The 18,857-nt window shown below is 31.8% G+C and carries 16 protein-coding genes; 11 read left to right on the top strand and 5 right to left on the bottom strand.

Annotation, left to right across the window (positions count from 1 at the left end):
• The first annotated feature begins 128 nt into the window (after nucleotides 1–128).
• The 4 genes from MHN29_RS13655 (at nucleotide 129) to MHN29_RS13640 (ending at nucleotide 4,045) form a co-directional block, all read left to right on the top strand.
• Nucleotides 129–1,193 (top strand): alpha/beta hydrolase, encoded by a 1,065-nt coding sequence (locus MHN29_RS13655; protein ID WP_235275115.1) that lies wholly within the window; start codon nucleotides 129–131, stop codon nucleotides 1,191–1,193.
• A 154-nt stretch (nucleotides 1,194–1,347) separates the two neighbouring features.
• The gene (locus MHN29_RS13650; protein ID WP_235275114.1) at nucleotides 1,348–1,914 is read left to right on the top strand and encodes a hypothetical protein; all 567 of its coding nucleotides are present in this window, start codon (nucleotides 1,348–1,350) and stop codon (nucleotides 1,912–1,914) included.
• Between the two features lie 56 nt (nucleotides 1,915–1,970).
• The gene (locus MHN29_RS13645; RefSeq protein WP_235275113.1) at nucleotides 1,971–2,573 is read left to right on the top strand and encodes a hypothetical protein; all 603 of its coding nucleotides are present in this window, start codon (nucleotides 1,971–1,973) and stop codon (nucleotides 2,571–2,573) included.
• An 80-nt stretch (nucleotides 2,574–2,653) separates the two neighbouring features.
• Nucleotides 2,654–4,045 (top strand): hypothetical protein, encoded by a 1,392-nt coding sequence (locus tag MHN29_RS13640; protein ID WP_235275112.1) that lies wholly within the window; start codon nucleotides 2,654–2,656, stop codon nucleotides 4,043–4,045.
• Between the two features lie 127 nt (nucleotides 4,046–4,172).
• Here MHN29_RS13640 and MHN29_RS13635 read toward each other — a convergent pair whose 3' ends face one another.
• Both MHN29_RS13635 and dnaE read right to left on the bottom strand, forming a co-directional pair.
• Nucleotides 4,173–4,529: a hypothetical protein gene (locus tag MHN29_RS13635; RefSeq protein WP_235275111.1), complete on the bottom strand. Its 357-nt coding sequence runs from the start codon at nucleotides 4,527–4,529 to the stop codon at nucleotides 4,173–4,175.
• A complete protein-coding gene (gene dnaE, locus MHN29_RS13630; RefSeq protein WP_235275110.1) occupies nucleotides 4,530–8,903 on the bottom strand; it encodes a DNA polymerase III subunit alpha in 4,374 nt (1,457 codons plus the stop codon).
• A gap of 243 nt (nucleotides 8,904–9,146) precedes the next feature.
• Here dnaE and MHN29_RS13625 point away from each other — a divergent pair, with 243 nt between their 5' ends.
• From MHN29_RS13625 to rimM, 3 genes are all read left to right on the top strand, one after another.
• Nucleotides 9,147–9,338, top strand: a complete 192-nt coding sequence (locus tag MHN29_RS13625) for a cold-shock protein (protein ID WP_150901082.1) — start codon at nucleotides 9,147–9,149, stop codon at nucleotides 9,336–9,338.
• Nucleotides 9,339–9,512: 174 nt separating this feature from the next.
• A complete protein-coding gene (locus tag MHN29_RS13620; protein ID WP_150901081.1) occupies nucleotides 9,513–10,013 on the top strand; it encodes a 30S ribosomal protein S16 in 501 nt (166 codons plus the stop codon).
• Nucleotides 10,014–10,029: 16 nt separating this feature from the next.
• Nucleotides 10,030–10,560 (top strand): ribosome maturation factor RimM, encoded by a 531-nt coding sequence (gene rimM, locus MHN29_RS13615; protein ID WP_235275205.1) that lies wholly within the window; start codon nucleotides 10,030–10,032, stop codon nucleotides 10,558–10,560.
• A 370-nt stretch (nucleotides 10,561–10,930) separates the two neighbouring features.
• Here the strand turns inward: rimM and MHN29_RS13610 are convergent, their stop codons facing one another.
• Nucleotides 10,931–11,434, bottom strand: a complete 504-nt coding sequence (locus tag MHN29_RS13610) for a GNAT family N-acetyltransferase (protein WP_235275109.1) — start codon at nucleotides 11,432–11,434, stop codon at nucleotides 10,931–10,933.
• Between the two features lie 54 nt (nucleotides 11,435–11,488).
• Between MHN29_RS13610 and MHN29_RS13605 the strand changes: the two genes are divergently transcribed.
• The 3 genes from MHN29_RS13605 to MHN29_RS13595 all read left to right on the top strand — a co-directional run bounded on the left by MHN29_RS13605 (nucleotide 11,489) and on the right by MHN29_RS13595 (nucleotide 15,057).
• Nucleotides 11,489–12,079 carry an alkylphosphonate utilization protein gene (locus tag MHN29_RS13605; RefSeq protein WP_235275108.1) on the top strand — a complete coding sequence of 197 codons (591 nt, stop codon included), beginning with the start codon at nucleotides 11,489–11,491 and terminating at the stop codon, nucleotides 12,077–12,079.
• 118 nt (nucleotides 12,080–12,197) lie between these two features.
• Entirely contained in the window at nucleotides 12,198–13,592 is a 1,395-nt protein-coding gene (locus MHN29_RS13600; protein WP_235275107.1) for a hypothetical protein, read from the top strand.
• Nucleotide 13,593: 1 nt separating this feature from the next.
• Nucleotides 13,594–15,057, top strand: a complete 1,464-nt coding sequence (locus MHN29_RS13595; RefSeq protein WP_235275106.1) for a hypothetical protein — start codon at nucleotides 13,594–13,596, stop codon at nucleotides 15,055–15,057.
• Between the two features lie 77 nt (nucleotides 15,058–15,134).
• Here MHN29_RS13595 and MHN29_RS13590 read toward each other — a convergent pair whose 3' ends face one another.
• Together MHN29_RS13590 and MHN29_RS13585 are read right to left on the bottom strand one after the other, a co-directional pair.
• Nucleotides 15,135–16,190 carry a nucleoid-associated protein gene (locus MHN29_RS13590; RefSeq protein ID WP_150901078.1) on the bottom strand — a complete coding sequence of 352 codons (1,056 nt, stop codon included), beginning with the start codon at nucleotides 16,188–16,190 and terminating at the stop codon, nucleotides 15,135–15,137.
• A gap of 33 nt (nucleotides 16,191–16,223) precedes the next feature.
• Nucleotides 16,224–16,823, bottom strand: a complete 600-nt coding sequence (locus MHN29_RS13585; protein ID WP_235275105.1) for a ribonuclease HII — start codon at nucleotides 16,821–16,823, stop codon at nucleotides 16,224–16,226.
• Between the two features lie 70 nt (nucleotides 16,824–16,893).
• Here MHN29_RS13585 and MHN29_RS13580 point away from each other — a divergent pair, with 70 nt between their 5' ends.
• Nucleotides 16,894–18,852 (top strand): putative porin, encoded by a 1,959-nt coding sequence (locus tag MHN29_RS13580; RefSeq protein ID WP_235275104.1) that lies wholly within the window; start codon nucleotides 16,894–16,896, stop codon nucleotides 18,850–18,852.
• Nucleotides 18,853–18,857: the final 5 nt, after the last annotated feature.

Raw genomic sequence — 18,857 nt, 5'->3', positions numbered from 1 at the left:
ATCAAAAAAGTAAATAGTAATTTAGAGATTGTATAACAGTACTTTTATGAGTATATAAATAAATTACGGTAATTAAACCTTTGTGAAAAAACACAGTCCAAGAAAGAAATGTAATTAATGTGTTGGTTATGAATAAAATAGCTTACTTAACAATTTTCGCGGTATTATTATTAACTGCTTGTAGTAAAAATGAACCAATTTTACCAGTAAATGGAATGCCAGTAGTAAAGGCTGAATCCTCTTACACGGTTTTAAAAGAAGAAGATATCACTTATGCTGATGGACTTAGTCATAATGCAACAAGCAATTCCTCTTTTGCAATTCCTCTAAAATTAGATTTGTACTATCCTGATAATAATTATAGCAATAGACCTGTTTTTATGTTTATTCATGGGGGTGGATTTAAAGGAGGAACAAAGACGAAGCCTGAAATTGTAGAGATGGCAAACTATTATGCTTCAAGAGGGTGGGTCTTTGCATCTATAGATTATAGAACGGTAGAAGAACTTGGTATAATACAAGGAATGACTCCAGAACAATTATATACGTATTATAGTGGAATTGCACCTCAAGAATGGATTGAAAATGCTTTGCAAGGAGCAAAGAATGCAGATGAAGTTCAGCAAGCTACTGCTATGTATCTTGCCCAAAGGGATGCAAAAGCAGCTCTTCGTTGGATAGTTGCTAACGCAAACACCTATAACATAAATAAAGATTTTATTACAGTAGGTGGAGCTTCTGCAGGGGCTATCACTACAATTGCTTTGGGAATTTCAAATCAAGAAGACTTTAGAGACGAAATTACCATTAGCGATGATCCAACACTTTCTACTACAAACCTAAATGAATCTTACAAAGTGAGAAGTATGGTTTATTTCTGGGGTTCGAATATAAAATTAGATGTATTTGAAGCGGTTTATGATTTGAATCAATACGACAGGTATGACGGTACCGATCCTGAATTGTTCATGGGGCACGGTACTGCACAGGATCTTGTTACGCCTTATGAAGAAGCACTTGAACTACAAGAGATTTACAATTCTTTGGGTATTTACAACAGATTGGTAACTCTACTACTACCGAATGGCAACCCCGCAGGACATGGAGCTTGGAATGCAGTAGTAGATGGAAAAGGCTTATTCGAATTAACTTTTGACTTTCTAGTTGAGAGACAGAACTTAAAAGTGGAATAAATAACTACCGCTAACAAGATGTATAATGCATATCCCGCTCCCGCTAGTCTCTGACTAGTGGTGAATAGCCTTGCTTTTGAAAATTGCTATATTTACCACTAAAATTTAATTATATAAACTTTAGCTGTTTGTATAAAGAAGTTTGCTGTAACTTATGAAAAAGATATTTCCAATACTGCTATTTTTATTCATTCCTAAAGTTTTAGTTTCTCAAAATTTTAGAGAAATAAAGTTTGAAACAAACTTTACAAATATAGTTCTTGTCCAGAAAGCAATACAAAACAATATAATTTTTAATAAGAAAGAAGCAAAAGGTATTATTGATTCTTTAAAAGTTATTGATCGTAAAAACTTAATGCATAAAATAATCGGGAAGTGGGAGTATGTTTCCTCACGTTGTGAGGATTGCATTCCTTTAAAAGAGGATAGTAGTAAACCGATTAAAAGATATGTTGTAATTACAAAGAATAAAATAGATTTCTACAATCATAAGATTAAGAGAAAGAACTTAACTCAACAACAAAAGATAAAATTTACAGAACAGTTTACTTACTTTACAGACTTAACAGGAGTTGTGTTTTCTGATAAAACTATCTGGTCGTTAAAAACAGATAAAAACAAAGAATATCTTATGATGTATAAAACAGGAAATGAAAGAAAGGATGATAGAACTGTTATTACAAGTGGTTTATCAATTACTTATTATAAAAAGATAGAGTAACTGAGAAAGAATGATGATGAGTTGAAAAAGAATGGCTTTGAAAATATTAAATAACTATGAAAAAGATATTAGTATCACTTCTTATACTTTTCTCAAGTTTAAGTTGTGCTAGTGATTGTAATTGGGGAGGGAATTTTATAAAGGCTTCCAAATATTCCGAGCTTATTGTAAAAGTAAGAGTGCTTGAAAAGTATTATCATTTTGAAGATAATAAAACTATTAATCAGAAAGATAAGGCAGAGTTTGAAGATTATCTTTTTGAAAAAAATCAAGACTTTTATGAATCAATAACAGTGGAGATAATTGAAGTGATTAAAGGAAGAGAGAAACGAAAAATTGTTGAAGTTTTTGGAAGTAATGGTAATGATTTTAAATTAAGTGTTTCAGGATTTAAAAAAGGGAAGTATTATATATTTTCATTGTATAAAACAGTAGAGTCGTCGTATAATTTACCAAATGAAGGAAAAGATGATTATCATATTGACGGATGTTCTGAAAATTATTTGGAGTATTTTCCTGAATCAAATGAAGTTTATGGTTTTATAAAAGGCAGGTCAGATAGAAAAAAGAAGCGTAAATATTCTTACAAAAAACTGAAAAAGAAAATAAAGCAACGTAGCAAAATATATAATGCAGTAAATAAGGGAGGTATACCATAGTATAATACCTACTTATAGGTATTAAAACAAGGTGTATTTCAATATAATTTTGACAGTAACTAATCTAAAAAGCTATTGTCATGAATAAAATTATACTTTTTGTATTACTTTTTTTAGCGGTATCACTTTATTCTCAAAAAAAAGATACCATCATAACTATCAATCCTTTTGGTCTTAATACCTACCCACAAAAAAAGTATAGGTATGGAAATACTGTAAAGTTTAAAATAACCAATGTTAATGTATTTAAACTTAATGGTAGTATTGAAGGAAAAGGAGAAACTCCTGTTTTTGAAATACCTCAAATTTTTAAAGATGTAGAAGGGGGAGGAGCAACTGGAGGTGAAGGGGATATTCAACCAGAAAGAGAGTCAGATCAGCCTATTGAAAGTAAAGATTTAACGAGCTTGAAAAAAAGTCTGTTAGAAAATAAGCAAAAGTTTATTGCAAATCTTTACAAAATAAATAACTATTTGTCTTTTAAAGATCGATTGAATATTGAATTAAAAGATTCTATTTTTATTAGAGATTTAAAGGTGTTAAAAGCTAATGTAGCTTCTTATTATGCAGGGACATTTGACACCAATATTACTGAAGATTTGGAAGAAATAGATAATACTATAGGTGAGTTGTTGGAAAGTTATAGTGCAATAAAACTTGACTACGATTCTATTAATAAAACACTAAAGGCAGAAAACTTCCAGCTGTCTGGAGAGTTAAAAGCAGGTGATAAAAAAACGGTTTTTAAAGTAGAGAAAGCATCGGTAAGTGTTGAAAGGAAAAAGTATTTTGAAAAAGAAATGGCTTATGTAAATAAGCTAAGAGATTCTTTAGTTAAACCAGAAACCCAAAAAATGATTAAAGAGAAAGTGGTTGAAGGCTTAAGTTTGTATAGAAAAATTAAAGAAGAAAGTTTTGCAGTATATACTGATTCATATCAGTTGTTAGATGATATAGTTACTTTAACGCCAAAATTAAAAGATGCCAAAGGCAAGGTTGTACATTCTTTTGAGTCTATTCAATTAAAAACTAGGTATAAATGGAAGGTGAATTTTAGTTCTGGTTATTTGTTAAGTTTTATAGGAGATGAGAACTTTTCATATAAAACAGATATGGGGAAACAAGGAGTACAGAAAGCAGAAACGAGTAAAGTAACGCATGCTTTAGGTGGAATGCTACATGTATATAAAAGTTTTTCGGATGGTTTTCAGCCAGCGCTTTCAACGGGGTTGAGTATGAATTCTAATGGAACTTTAGGTTTTTATGGAGGACTTTCCTTTTTGTTTACAGAAAAGAATAGAATGGTGTTTACATTGGGATATTCACTTACTAATGTAAAAGTACTGGATAGAGGAAATTTAGATAAGAATAATTTGTTTGTAAATACAAATGATTTAGAAATAAGGTATAATGATGTTTATAAAGGAGCCTTTTTTATAGGAGTAACTTATAACTTATCTAAACCAAAATAGTTAATAGTTTAATTATAAGCTGAGTTTTATATTCAGCTTATAATGTATTCAGAGTTTATTGAATAGTTCTAATAACTGATAACGAATTTTATATAATATGAGTAAAGTTGTGTGCTAAAAATTAAGGCTAGCTAGAAAATTTGTTTTTATAATATACCTTTTGCCAAATCCTTTTTAAAATCAAAAAAGTAACAGCTTCTGTATAATCCTCAATAGTTGAGGTACTGATGCTTTTTAAAGTAGTTTCTGAAATATCAATACGATAGAGTAGGTTGTAATATCCATCGGTATTATTCAAGAGTAAGTCTTTTACAGTTTCTTGAAGTTTGTTTTTTAGCTCAACAGGACTGCTTTGGGTGTTGAAAACAATATCTAAACTAACGAGTTCAAAATCTTTATTTAGTTGCTGTACCAATTGTATATATAAAGCCTTATCAACCACGTTGGTTAATAAGGCTATACTATTTTGATACTCTTGAAGCATTTAATTTAACTTGTAATTAATGTGCTGTTCGTCTAGTGTTTTGAGGAACTCACTAGAAATTTTAATCTTGGTGGTTCTACTAGGTAAATTCAGTTCAATTTTTTCTTCGGCATCCCAAATGGTAAAGTGCAAACTTTGCGAACCTCTGTTGATGGCGAATAGATGCTGTAAGTCTTTAATTTTCTCTTCTTTTACTTCGTGTAAAGGCATTTTAATAGTTACCTTTTTACACATTTTATCCATAATGTCGTGCAGTAATAAGAATTCATTAAAGCCAACTCTAGGATCACCTTTTACACCTTCCTTGTTTACCCAACCAGGTTTAATAGTTGATTTTACGTATAAGAAAGAATTCGGAACTAGGAAGTGCTTGAATTTTAGATAATCCTCACCAAAAATTCTAAACTCGAAACTATCATTATAATCTTCCATAGTAAAAGCAGCCCATCCTTTACCTGCTTTAGAAACTCGATGCTGTACATCGGTTACAATTCCAGCAAAAGAAAGTCCCATACCTTCATATCTGGCAATGTCTTTAAAATGTGAAAGAGAAGCGTTACAAAACTTCATTTCGTTTTTGAAGTCATCAAGTGGGTGAGCAGAAATATACATTCCTACTACTTCTTTTTCTCTAGCTAATAGTTCCATGGTTCCCCAAGTTTCACATTCAGGGATAATAGGCTCAGGTAAATCTACATCAGATGCTTCACCAAATAAAGATACCTGAGATGAATTTAAATTCTCTTGGTATTTATTACCAAAACGCAAGGCTTTTTCTATAAACTTCTGGCTTTTTTCGTCTTCTACAAAATATTGTGCTCTATGGGTTTGGGTGAAAGAATCAAATCCCCCCGCTAAAATTAAACCTTCAAAAGCTTTTTTGTTAGCTACACGTAAATCTACACGTTTCGCTACATCGAATACAGAAGTAAAGTTTCCGTTTTCTGTACGTTCGTCAATAATAGCTTTAACGGCAGAAGCTCCCACACCTTTAATCGCTGCCATTCCAAAACGAACAGCGCCTTCTTTGTTTACGGAGAATTTAGAAAAGGATTCGTTTACGTCTGGACCTAATACTTCAAGTCCCATACGTTTACATTCTTCCATAAAGAAGGATACGGTTTTAATATCGTTCATGTTATTCGATAATACCGCAGCCATATATTCGGCAGGATAATGTGCTTTTAAGTATGCAGTTTGGTAAGCAATCCAAGCATAACAAGTAGAGTGTGACTTATTGAAGGCATAAGATGCAAAGGCTTCCCAGTCTTTCCAAATCTTTTCTAAGGCTTTTTCGTCATGTCCATTCGCCATTGCTTGTTTTACAAACTTAGGCTTCATTTTCGCTAGTACCGCAATTTGCTTTTTACCCATTGCCTTACGAAGTACATCGGCCTCACCTTTGGTAAAGTCTGCTAACTTCTGTGAAAGTAGCATTACTTGCTCCTGATATACTGTAATACCATAGGTTTCAGCTAAGTATTCTTCTAGTGCAGGTAAATCGTAAGTAATTTCTTCGTCACCATGTTTTCTTCGAATAAACGAAGGAATATATTCTAACGGACCTGGACGATACAGGGCGTTCATGGCAATTAAATCTGCAAAAACTGTTGGTTTTAGTTCTCGCATGTATTTTTGCATTCCAGGAGATTCGTATTGGAATATACCTACTGTTTCTCCTCGTTGGAATAAAGCATATGTTTCTTCGTCATCAATAGGGAAATTCTCTGGATCAAGCTCCACACCATGACGTGCTTTTACAATCTTTACAGTATCCTTAATAAGGGTTAATGTTTTTAACCCTAAGAAATCCATTTTTAGTAGTCCCGCACTTTCCACAACCGAGTTGTCAAACTGTGTAACGTACATGTCGGAATCTTTAGCCAACGATACTGGTACGAACTTGGTAATATCGTCTGGAGTAATAATTACTCCACAGGCATGAATTCCTGTATTACGAACAGAACCTTCTAGGATTCGTGCTTTATTAATGGTTTCAGCTTCTAATCCATTACCATTGGCAATAGATTTTAACTCGTTAACCATTTCAATTTCCTCAGAACGAAGTTTTTCTTTCAATCCTTTCTCATCAAGAGAGAAGATTTTTTTAAGTTTCATTCCTGGAATTAACTTGGCAATTCTATCGGCCTCAAATAATGGTAAGTCTAGTACACGGGCAGTATCACGTATAGAAGACTTTGCAGCCATGGTACCGTACGTAATAATTTGTGCTACCTGATTGGCACCGTATTTATCAATTACATAATCCATTACACGGCTTCTTCCTTCATCATCAAAATCGATATCGATATCGGGCATGGATACACGCTCAGGATTTAAGAAACGCTCAAAAAGTAAGTCGTATTTAATAGGGTCTATATTGGTAATCCATAAACAGTAAGCTACCACCGATCCTGCTGCCGAACCACGACCAGGTCCTACGGAAACTCCTATATTTCTTGCTTCTCTAATAAAGTCCTCTACAATAAGGAAGTAACCAGGATATCCTGTTTTTTCAATTACTTCTAACTCAAAGTCTAAACGTTCTCTAATGAGTTCAGTAATTTCACCATAACGTTTTTTGGCTCCTTCGTAAGTTAAGTGACGTAAAAAGTTGTTCTCACCTCGTTTTCCTCCATCTTCATTGTCTTTAGCATCTGTAAATTCTTCAGGAATATCAAAGGCAGGTAATAATACGTCTCTGGCTAAGGTAAAAGGTTCTACTTTGTCTACAATTTCTTGAATGTTGATAATTGCTTCGGGAAGATCTGCAAACAAAGTTTTCATTTCTTCCGTAGACTTGAAGTAATATTCGTCGTTTGGTAAACCGTAACGATATCCTCTTCCTCTACCTTTTGGAGTTGCTTGTTTTTCACCATCTTTTACACATAATAAAATATCGTGTGCATTGGCATCTTCCTTACCTAAATAAAAGGTATTGTTAGAAGCAACTACTTTTATATCGTGCTTTTTAGAAAATTCTAAAAGTGTTTTATTTACTACTTTTTCATCTTCTTGTCCATGGCGCATTAACTCAATATATAAGTCATCGCCAAATTGTTCTTTCCACCAAAGTAAAGCTTCTTCAGCTTGTGTTTCTCCTACATTTAATATTTTACTAGGTACTTCACCATAAAGGTTACCTGTTAAAACAATAACATCTTCTTTGTATTGTTTGATAACTTCTTTGTCGATACGAGGTACATAGTAGAATCCATCAACAAAGGCAATAGAAGACATCTTTGCAATGTTATGATATCCTTTTTTGTTTTTAGCTAATAAAACTACTTGGTATCCGTTGTCTTTTTGACTTTTGTTTGTATGGTCTGAACAGACAAAAAACTCACAACCTACAATAGGTTTTAATGGTTTTTGTGTAGGCTCTTCTCCTTTTTCAATAGCTTCTTGATTGGCTGCTTCTACGGATTTGTTGTGTCCAAAGACCGCTTGCACAAAATGGAAAGCTGCCATCATATTACCAGTATCGGTCATCGCTACGGCAGACATGTTATCTTCTCCAGCTGCCTTTACAATATTTCCAATCTGAATAGTCGATTGTAATACCGAATACTGTGTGTGATTATGTAAGTGCGCAAATTGTACATCTTTAAGCGCTGCTAAACCTTCAGAAGTAGAAACAGTAGCTACTTCGCCACTTTCAGCTTCTTTACGCTTACGTATTTTTTCACTTTCCTTTTTAAGGTTTAAGTGTTTTAAACCAATAACCTGAATTGGCATTGGATTAGCTTCCGAGTAACGTTGGAAATAATCAGCAGGAACATCTAATTGTTCTTCTGTATACTGACGTAAACGTATTAACTCTAAGAAACAACGGGTAGTTGCCTCCACATCGGCAGTTGCGTTGTGTGCTTCACCAAATCCAGTTCCGAATAAATGATTGTGTAATTCGGTAAGTGTTGGTAATTTAAATTTACCACCACGTCCACCAGGAATTTGACATAATTGTGCTGTGTGTTCGGTACAGGTGTCTAAAACAGGAAGTTCTGTTAAGTTATTTTCAACACCTAAACGATGAAATTCACATCCCATGATATTGACATCGAATCCAACATTTTGACCAACAACAAATTTTGTTTTGCCTAGTGCTTCATTAAATAACCTTAAACCTTCATCTAAAGAAATTCCTTGCTCAAGAGCTAAATCGGTAGAAATACCGTGAATACGTTCTGCATCATAAGGAATGTTGAAACCATCTGGTTGAATAAGGAAATCGTTATGCTCTATTACATTCCCCAATTCGTCATGTAATTGCCATGCGATTTGTATGGCTCTAGGCCAGTTATCGGTATCAGTTATTGGGGCATTCCAACTCTTAGGTAATCCAGTAGTTTCTGTATCGAAAATTAAATACATCTATCAGCTTAATTTAATGAAGTGTTCTTTGTAAAAAAACAGTGTGTAAAAATACGAAGAATTTATGGTGTAATCTTTAGAAGTTATTAACGATAAAATTTAATAAAAGGTAAAATGTTGAAATACTGGATGGTGCTTATTTTTAATGTTATCTAGGTGTTAAGTTTTTAAAATAGCTAATAAAAAGTGTTTGATAATCAATTAATAAAGGTATCTTTAGTATTTAATATAATATTTTTTACAATGAAAGAAGGAACAGTAAAGTTCTTCAATGAATCTAAAGGCTTTGGGTTTATTACAGAAACAGGATCAAACAAAGAACATTTTGTACATGTATCAGGATTAATCGATGAGATTAGAGAAGGTGATACTGTAGAGTTTGAACTTAAAGAAGGAAGAAAAGGATTAAACGCAGTTAGCGTTAGAGTGCTATAAAAATGTCTCCGAAACTTATTTTTTCTTAAGAGCTTGTTTTTCAGGCTCTTTTTTGTTGTAATAATATTTGTTTTTTTCTTTTTAATGAAAAAAAAGTCATATTTTTGCGCCCACTTATCACGAGATGGTAAGATTTATTAATAATCAAGGTCGCGTACCTTAAAAATTAAAATTATGCCTGTAAAAATTAGATTACAAAGACACGGTAAAAAAGGAAAACCATTTTATTGGGTAGTAGCTGCTGATTCAAGAGCTAAAAGAGACGGACGTTTTTTAGAAAAAATCGGAACTTACAATCCAAACACTAACCCTGCAACTATTGATTTAGATGTTGATGGTGCTGTAAAGTGGTTACAAAATGGTGCTCAACCAACTGATACTGCTAGAGCAATTTTATCTTATAAAGGTGCTTTATTAAAGAATCACTTAGCTGGTGGAGTACGTAAAGGTGCTTTAACTGAAGAGCAAGCTGAAGCTAAATTCAACGCTTGGTTAGAGGAAAAAGCTGGAAAAGTAGCTGGAAAAGCTGATGGTTTAGCAAAAGCTCAAGCTGATGCTAAAGCTAAAGCATTAGAAGCTGAAAAAGCTGTAAACGAAGCTCGTATTGCTGCTAAAGCTCCTGTTGTAGATAGTGAAGATGCTGCTACTGAAGGTGGTGCTGATAGCGAAGAATAAAACTGTATAGACGATGCTGCAAAAAAAGGATTGCTTTTATCTTGGCAAAATCGTTAAAAAACATAGTTTTAAGGGAGAAGTTGTAATCAAATTAGATACAGACGAACCCGATCTTTATAGAAATTTGGAATCAGTTTTTGTCGATTTAGGCAATAATCTGGTTCCTTTTTTTATTGAAAAATCTTCTTTAAGTAAGAGTACTATGTTTCGCGTCAAATTTGAAGACGTAGATTCTGAGCAAGATGCAGACGCTATTATGCGTTCTGATATATATTTACCATTAGATTTATTGCCAAAACTTTCTGGAAATAAATTTTATTATCACGAGGTTATTGGCTTTAAAGTAATAGATGCTTCTCATGGAGAGGTAGGGGATATTGTTAGTATTAACGATTCTTCAGCTCAACCTTTGTTTGAAATAGAAGGTACTAATGGTGATGAAATTTTTATCCCTATGATTGATGAGTTTATCAAAAAGGTAGATAAAGAAAATAAAATTGTTGAAGTTGCTACCCCTGAAGGGTTAATTGATTTGTATTTAGAGTAAAATTTCTGGAGTGAAGTTTTATAAAAAAAAGGGGACTTTTTAATAAGACAAAAAAAGGGGAATTTTTGAATTTTTAAGATTAAATGTTTTTTAATCTTTGAACATCGGTGATTTGATAAGAGATACCGTTGAAGTTTTTCTTGATAATCACACTCTCTAGCCAGAACATAGAACCACTATGAAATAAAGGTAGAATAAGAAATTTCTTTAATTTCTTTTTGCTAAAACGAGTAGATTTTTCTCTTGATAAATTGATTTTCATATAAGTAAGGTTTTATAAAGGTTATCTTTTATGGGGAAAAAATCTATGGCAAATATGAGTATTTTTTTAAAGAAATAAAAAAATGAACAATTAAAAAATAGTATAATTTTAAAAAGTATATTCAAATACTTTGTCTTCACAATTATCGAATACTTTTTTTAATCCAATATATTTAAAACCTAGTCGTTTTAATAGCTTTTGTGAAGCTTCATTATGAGGCATTGTAAAGGCGTATACTTTTTCTTGTCGAAACTTATTTTTAACATATTCCATAAATAGTTGAGTTGCTTCGGTAGCGTAACCCTTTCCTCTGGCCTTCGGTAAAAAGGCATAACCAATATCAATAAATTCCAATTTTTCTCGCTGTAAAGCGGTAGAGGTACCTATTGGCTCGTTAGTGTCTTTTAAAATTACGGTAAAGAAACCCAAGCCATCTAATTTTGAGTTTTTTAAGAGGGTGTCTTTTAAATAAATTTCAGTTTCCTCAACTGTTTTTAAGTTTTTGTCGCTTATAAATTGAATCCAATCAGGGTCGTTAAAAAGCTCAAAATAAAAAGGAGCATCGCTTACTTTAGCTTCACGGATAATAAGTCTTTTACTTTCTAAATGCATCTGATAAAGATAAAATAAAAATGTACTTTTACACACCTTAATTTAGAGTATAAAATGAGTTTACTACAGGAGTTAGAAGAAAGAAGTGGAAAGCAATGCGAATTATGTGCTGCAAAAGATAATTTATCAATTTATGAAGTGCCTCCAGTATCTACTGGTGGAGTAGATGGGAGCTTGTTAGCATGTGCTACTTGCATTGAGCAAATAAATGATGTTGAGAAAACAGATGCTAACCATTGGCGTTGTTTAAATGATTCTATGTGGAGCGAATTTAGAGCAGTAAAAATTGTTGCTTGGCGAATGTTATCTAGACTTCGTAATGAAGGCTGGCCGCAGGATTTATTAGATATGTTGTATTTAGAAAATGATGATTTACGTTTTGCTAAAGAAAGCGGTGATCATTTAGATGAAAGTGAAAAGATAATTCATAGAGATGCTAATGGGGCTATTTTACAAGCAGGAGATTCTGTGGTTTTAATTAAGGACTTAAAAGTGAAAGGATCTAGTATGGTTGCAAAACAAGGTACGGCAGTACGTAGAATTTCTTTAGATCGTGAAAATGCTAAATATATTGAAGGTAAAGTTGGGGCTACTCAAATAGTAATTGTAACAGATTACGTGAAAAAAATGACTGAAAAAGAATAGGTTTAGTAAAACTAAGCCTATATTTTTTACCTTTGCATTACAATAAATTGAAAAAGCTGAGAAAATAAATTGCTATAATCTCAATCAAAAATACTTATTAAATAAATCATAAATTATTATGAGAAAGACAATTTTTACAATTGCTATGCTTTGCATTGCAATTAATAGTACTGCTCAAACATCTGAAATTAAAGAAGAAAATGGAAATGTAGGAATAGGGACTTCTACACCTGCTACAAAATTAGAGGTAAAAAGCAACGAGTTTAAACAATTATTATTATCAAATCATGGAACTGAAAAGTTTTATTTGGGATCAGTTTGGAATTCGGTAGGAAGCTTTATGTCTAATAATTCATATTATTTTTCTAGTCACCTTTATACTGCTTTGGATGATGTATCTAATGGAATCCAGTTTAGAGAAACAGGAGATATTAATTTCTTTAGTAATACAGGACTTACTCCAAACACCAATTTTTTACCTACTTCTCGATTGTCTATAAAGTCAAATGGGAATGTAGCTATTGGTATACAAACCGCTAAAGCAAGATTACATGTAGCTAGTAATAATACTGGGCAAGGAGATTCTAAGACTAATATGGATAAATACTCAGTATTTACATTAAAACCACATGCTACCAATTCAACCAATATGCAGTTTGCTCAGGTGAATAATGGTAATGGAATGGGAATTCAGGTTACAAATTCAGGTAGTACAGCTAATTGGGATATTGCGTTAAATCCTTATGGAGGAAAAGTAGGTATAGGAACAACCTTGCCAAACGGAGCTCTAGAAGTAAAAGGGAATTCAGCTGTATATAGTGATTTTGTAGGGTATGAAGGAATAACTAATAATAGTACTACACCAAAAGGTAAGAAGCCTACTATTGTAATTTCAGAAACTCGATCAGGAACTTTTGTGCCTGGTACTGGTGGACAGGTAACTTATAAAGGAGGTTTGAGTTTTGGTAAAGGTGGTCCAGGAATATATTCTATTAACCCTAATCCTGCTGGGAGTGGTTATTATGGAGAAATTAGATTTCATACAACAGCTTGGAACTCTAGCACATCAAGTTATTATAACGCAGATAGAATGGTTATAAAACTTAATGGAGATGTAGGTATAGGAACAACAGAAACAAAAGGGTTTAAGTTGGGGGTGAATGGTAAAATTGCAGCTACTGAAGTAAAAGTAGCTACTTATGCAAATTGGGCAGATTTTGTATTTGAAAAGGAATATAAATTACCAACTTTAAAAGAAGTAGAAAATCATATTAAAGAAAAAGGGCATTTAAAAGATATTCCAAGTGCTGTAGAAGTAAAAAAGGATGGTTTCTATTTAGGTGAAATGGATGCTAAGCTATTGCAAAAGATAGAAGAATTGACCCTTTATACAATTCAGCAAGAAAAAGAATTGAAAAATCAAAAAGAAGAAATAGCTCAACTTAAAAAACAAAATAAAGAATTATTAAAGTTAGCAAAAGAGATAGAATTAATTAAGCAAAAGTTAAAATAATATGAAGAAAATAGTTTTTATAGTTTTTGTTTTGTTGCTTTCTGAAGTAACATTTTCACAAATTACTTTTACACATAATAAGAATCCAGTAGGAATGGAGCATAATATGCTTTTTAATGCAACTACTAGATCTAGGTTTCAGGTAACACAAACAGGTGCTGCTGCATTAAGTTTGGATTATTTATTTGACGGTAAGTTTATTCCTTCTTATACGTCTACACCGCCTACATTAGCCGAACCTACAGTTGTTTTAATAAAAGGTTTAGTGAATTGGCATAGTCAACGAGGAGCTTGGGTGGGTTGGTCTACTCGATATTGGGGAGCAAAACGATTTAAAATTGAAGGATATAATGTTCATGTTCAAAGTGAATGGAGAACAATAGCAGATTATTCAACACAAGATTATACTGGAGGAGGTCAATTTTTAGTTGAGGTGCCTAGTGGTTCGTATACAGAATTACGTTTTACCTTTTATGAAGGAACTGGTCCAAATGGAAATTTAGGGGTGTCAGAATTATTTTACTTACATCCGGAAGCGGTTAGACCTTACGAAGGTTTGTTAGGAGGGACAAATGATAAATGGAGTGAAAATGCAAACAATTTATTTACTAATAAAAGGATAGGGATTGGAACAGATACACCATCTCATATGTTGGAAGTTAAAAATGGAGTATACCAAACGTATTTTACAGGGAATGCAGTTACTTTTAAGAACACTAATGAGTCTTCATATATAGATAAAAAAGATTCAGGATCTTTAAATTTTAGAATGGGTGAAGGTTACAGTACGGTGTTAACTATGGCTAATAATTTACATGTAGGTATAGGAAAAACAACACCAACTGAAAAATTACATATAGAAGGAAACCTTTTGATAGATGCATTTGAAAAAGGAAATGAGTCTGGTATTTTCTTTAGAGAAGGTTTTAGTCAGTCAAATAAGTATAATTTATCAATTTTAGCATATAATCATAATGGTTCTAGTGCAGATGGTTTAAGTATAAATGGTTTTGATGGAATTAGTTTTTCTACTGGTGCAGGTACACGAAATGAAAGAATGAGAATAAAACAAAATGGAAACGTAGGAATAGGAACAATAGAGACAGGAAGTCATAAATTAGCTGTTGAAGGATCAATAGGAGCAAGAGAAATTAAAGTAGAGGCTTTCCCTAATTGGTCAGATTTTGTATTCAAGAAAGAATATAAACTACCAACTTTAAAAGAAGTGGAAAATCATATTAAAGAAAAAGGGCATTTGAAAGATATTCCAAGTGAAGCTGAAGTACTAAAAAATGGTTTTTATTTAGGAGAAATGGACTCTAAATTATTACAAAAAATTGAAGAGTTAACTTTATATACAATTCAGCAAGAGAAACAATTAAAAGAGCAGGCTAAGAATATTAAGAGATTAGAAGCTTTAGTTGAAAAATTATTAGAAAGCAAAAAGCAAAATACAGCTAAATAGAATTTTGTTAGTTGCAAAATATAAAAAGGTCAAAACAATTTAAGTTTTGACCTTTTTATATTCGTTGAGATTGATATTTATTTCTCAGTATTATAGTATACCTTATAAAACTTCATTTTTTTATCTTCATCATATCCTTGTTCTAAATATTCTGAAGAAGCATCAGGAGCATCAACATCAATTTTAATTTGAATGTTAGTGTCTAGTTTTATTTCAGTTTTAAACTTACTTTTTTCCTTTTTTAATACTGCATCTGATACGTCAAAATTATTACGAATTAATACATCATTTAGTTTTTCGAAATGCTTTTTATAGTCTTCAAACATATCTTTATGCTTGTCTTCTTCAAAAATCTCATCTTTAAAACCATGATAATCTACACTTTCGTGTTCTTTAAAATAATCAACAGTATTCGCTAAGAAATTACTTTGTTCTTGTTTTCCAAATTCTGGTTTTATAACTTCTTCAGAAAACTCTTTACACATTTCTAAATAGTTTTGAGTGTGTAAATTACGATCGTCAGCATATTTTACGCTTAAGAAATTCTTAATCCAATATTGAGCATCGTAATTATTGTTGTCGACAGATAAAACAACCGTTCCTTCCGTATCAGAAGAGTTTAAAATTAAACAACCTTTATCAAGTTTTTTAGTAGAAATACCTTTTTGAACAACAACGTCAAAACTTTCATCATCTAAATAAGTTTGGAAAAAATCTACTTTACTTTCAATTTTAAAAATTCCAACAGCTTCTGTTAAAACATCTTTATATTCGATACCTTCAAAATAAGCAACAATTACATCACCTGTTTTTATATTTGCAGAATTAGACTGTTCGTATAAGTGGTTTACGATGTTCTTAGAGTTTTCGATAAACACTTCATTACTATCGTCTTCAAAAATGTCAGAAGAGTATTTATTCAATTCATTTAATCGAACATCAGCATGATGGCTAAAACGATAACTTTGCGTAACATTTCCAAAGTTCTTTAGTAAAAAAGGCATTAATAACTCATAACTTTCTTCATCAAATCGAACTAAGCTTTCTGATAAAGCATTTTGTCCGCTATTGTACTTATTAGCAACTTTATGAATAATACATTTGTTAATCTCTGCACGTGTTCTTTTTATCATCTTCTAAAAAATTGGAAGACAAAAATAGAAAAACTAAAGTTTTAATTTAAGCTGTTCGGGTAACAATTTGAACGATTTACGATGATAAGGAGTAGCTCCGTGTTCTCTAATGGCATTTCTATGTTCTTTAGTAGGATATCCTTTATTCTTTTTCCAATTGTATTGTGGGAATTCTTGATGAATTTTTTCCATAAATTCATCTCTGTATGTTTTTGCTAAAACAGAAGCTGCTGCAATACTCATAAATTTAGCATCCCCTTTTACAATAGTTTGATGTGGTACTTCTTTATAAGGCTTAAATTTATTTCCGTCAATTATGATAAATTCAGGTTGAGGTAAAAGTTGTTCAATAGATCTATGCATTCCAGTTATAGAAGCTTGTAACACATTTAATTCATCAACTTCATCTTGATGAATAAAAGATATGGCATAAGCTAAAGCGTGTTCTTCAATATATGGACGAAGTTCTTGACGTTTTTTTTCAGAAAGTTGCTTTGAATCATTTAAAAACTTATGTTGAAAATTTTCAGGTAAAATAACAGCTGCTGCGACAACAGGGCCAGATAAACAGCCTCTTCCTGCTTCGTCTGTTCCGGCTTCAAGACTAACTCCACTATAATTTAATTTCAACATGCTACAAATTAACAGTTTTCAAAGAAATTATTCACAATTTTTGTCGTTTAATTATTTTACTTTTGTGCTTATGAAGAAAAATTTTTTAGTATTTTTTTGTCTAATTTGTGTACAAGTACTTTTTTCACAGATTAGAACTATCAGAGGGGGATTTGGAGGAACGACTGGAGGCTTTAATCAAAGTACTGATTCATTACCTAATAATGAAATAAATGTAAAGCTTAGTGGGAAAACAAAGTATACAGATTATAAAATAATATCATTTAAAAATGATACTACTATTGTTGATACTACATTAACAATAAAAAAACACTACAAATTTAACTTTTTAAGAAAAGATAATTTTGAATTATTAGAGTTCCATAATCAAGGGCAAACGTTTACAAATCTAGCTTATAATTTTGATAATATTTCTCGATTTCCTGATATTGGTTTCAGAGCAAAACAATTTAACTACTTTAATATTGAGGATGTAGATTATTACCATGTTCCAACACCTACTACAGAGATTATGTATAGAACAGGGTTAGAGCAGGGGCAAGTTTTAGATGCTTTGTTTACAATTAACTTTTCTAAACGATTTAATGTAGGAATTGCTTATAAGGGACTTCGTTCTCTAGGAGCCTATCGTAGGTCTTTAGCTAGTTCGGGAAATTTTAGATTAAGTTTCAGGTATGAAAGTCCAAAAGACCAATATGCTATAAGAGGGCAACTTGTAAATCAAGATTTTTTAAATCAAGAAAGTGGAGGTTTAACAGCTACTGCTTTAGCTTCTTTTCTTAGTGATGATCCTAATTTTAGTAATAGAGGAAGATTAGATGTAAATTTAGATAATGCTGAGAATAATTTTGAAGGTAGACGCTTATATTTTGAACATACTTTTAAAGTGTTGTCTTCTAAAGATAGTGCAAAAACGAAAGATTTTTCAAATTTAAAAGTAGGACATTCTTTTACAAGGGAGTCTAAATTCTATCGATTCAATCAAAGTGCAGCAACGACTACTTTCTTTGGTAATGCAGGTACGTTTGGAGCTGTTAATAATAAAACTAATTTTTTACTTTACAATAATCAAGTGTTTTTAGATTTTAATTCTAAATATGTGTTGGGTAAATTTAGAGTTAAAGCTGATTATACTACCTATAGTTATGGCTACGAGAATTTGCAGAATAATTTAGTAGGAATGACTAAAAATAAATTAAAAGGAGATGCTGTTTCGTTTGGAGCAGATTGGAATGGTAAAATAAAAAACTTCTATGTAAATGCTTCTGCGAATTTAACACCGGGTAGTGGTAGATTATCTGGAAATAACTTAAAAGCTGAAGCTTTGTATAAAAAGGACAGTTTATTTACTGTAAAAGCTAAATTAGGAATTAGTAATAAGTTGCCTAATTTCAATTTTTTATTACATCAAAGTAACTATGATGCATACAATTGGGAAAATAATTTTGCGTCAATTGGTACACAAACATTGGGCGGAGTTATAGAGTCTAAATGGGGAAATGCTTCTTTAGATATTACTAATATTGATAATTATACATATTTTGATGAAAATAACTTGCCAAAACAATTTTCTGGAAATGTAAATTATTTGAAAGCGAAAGCATCTAAAGAGTTTAAGTTTGGAAAGTTTGCTCTAGATAATACTTTTATGTATCAAAAGGTGGCAAGTGGAAGCGATGTTTTCAGAGTTCCTGAATTTGTAACAAGAAATACTTTGTATTATACAGATCACTGGTTTAAAGGAAATCCTTTATTAGTACAAATAGGGGCAACTTTTAACTATTTTTCAAAATACAAAGCAAACGCATATAATCCGTTATTGGCTGAGTTTACTTTACAGAATACTACGGAGATTGGTTATCCAACAGTCGACTTATTTTTTAATGGAAGAGTGCGTAGAACCCGTATATATTTTAAAGCAGATAACATAAGTTCTTTTTTCTTAAAGAAAGATTATTTATCAGCTCCTAATTATCCGTATAGAGATTTTGTAATACGTTTTGGAGTTGTTTGGAACTGGTTTATATAGATGAG

The sequence above is a fragment of the Tenacibaculum sp. Cn5-46 genome (assembly GCF_022347705.1).
Taxonomy (GTDB): domain Bacteria; phylum Bacteroidota; class Bacteroidia; order Flavobacteriales; family Flavobacteriaceae; genus Polaribacter; species Polaribacter aiptasiae.
This window is presented reverse-complemented; position numbering and strand designations above follow the sequence as displayed.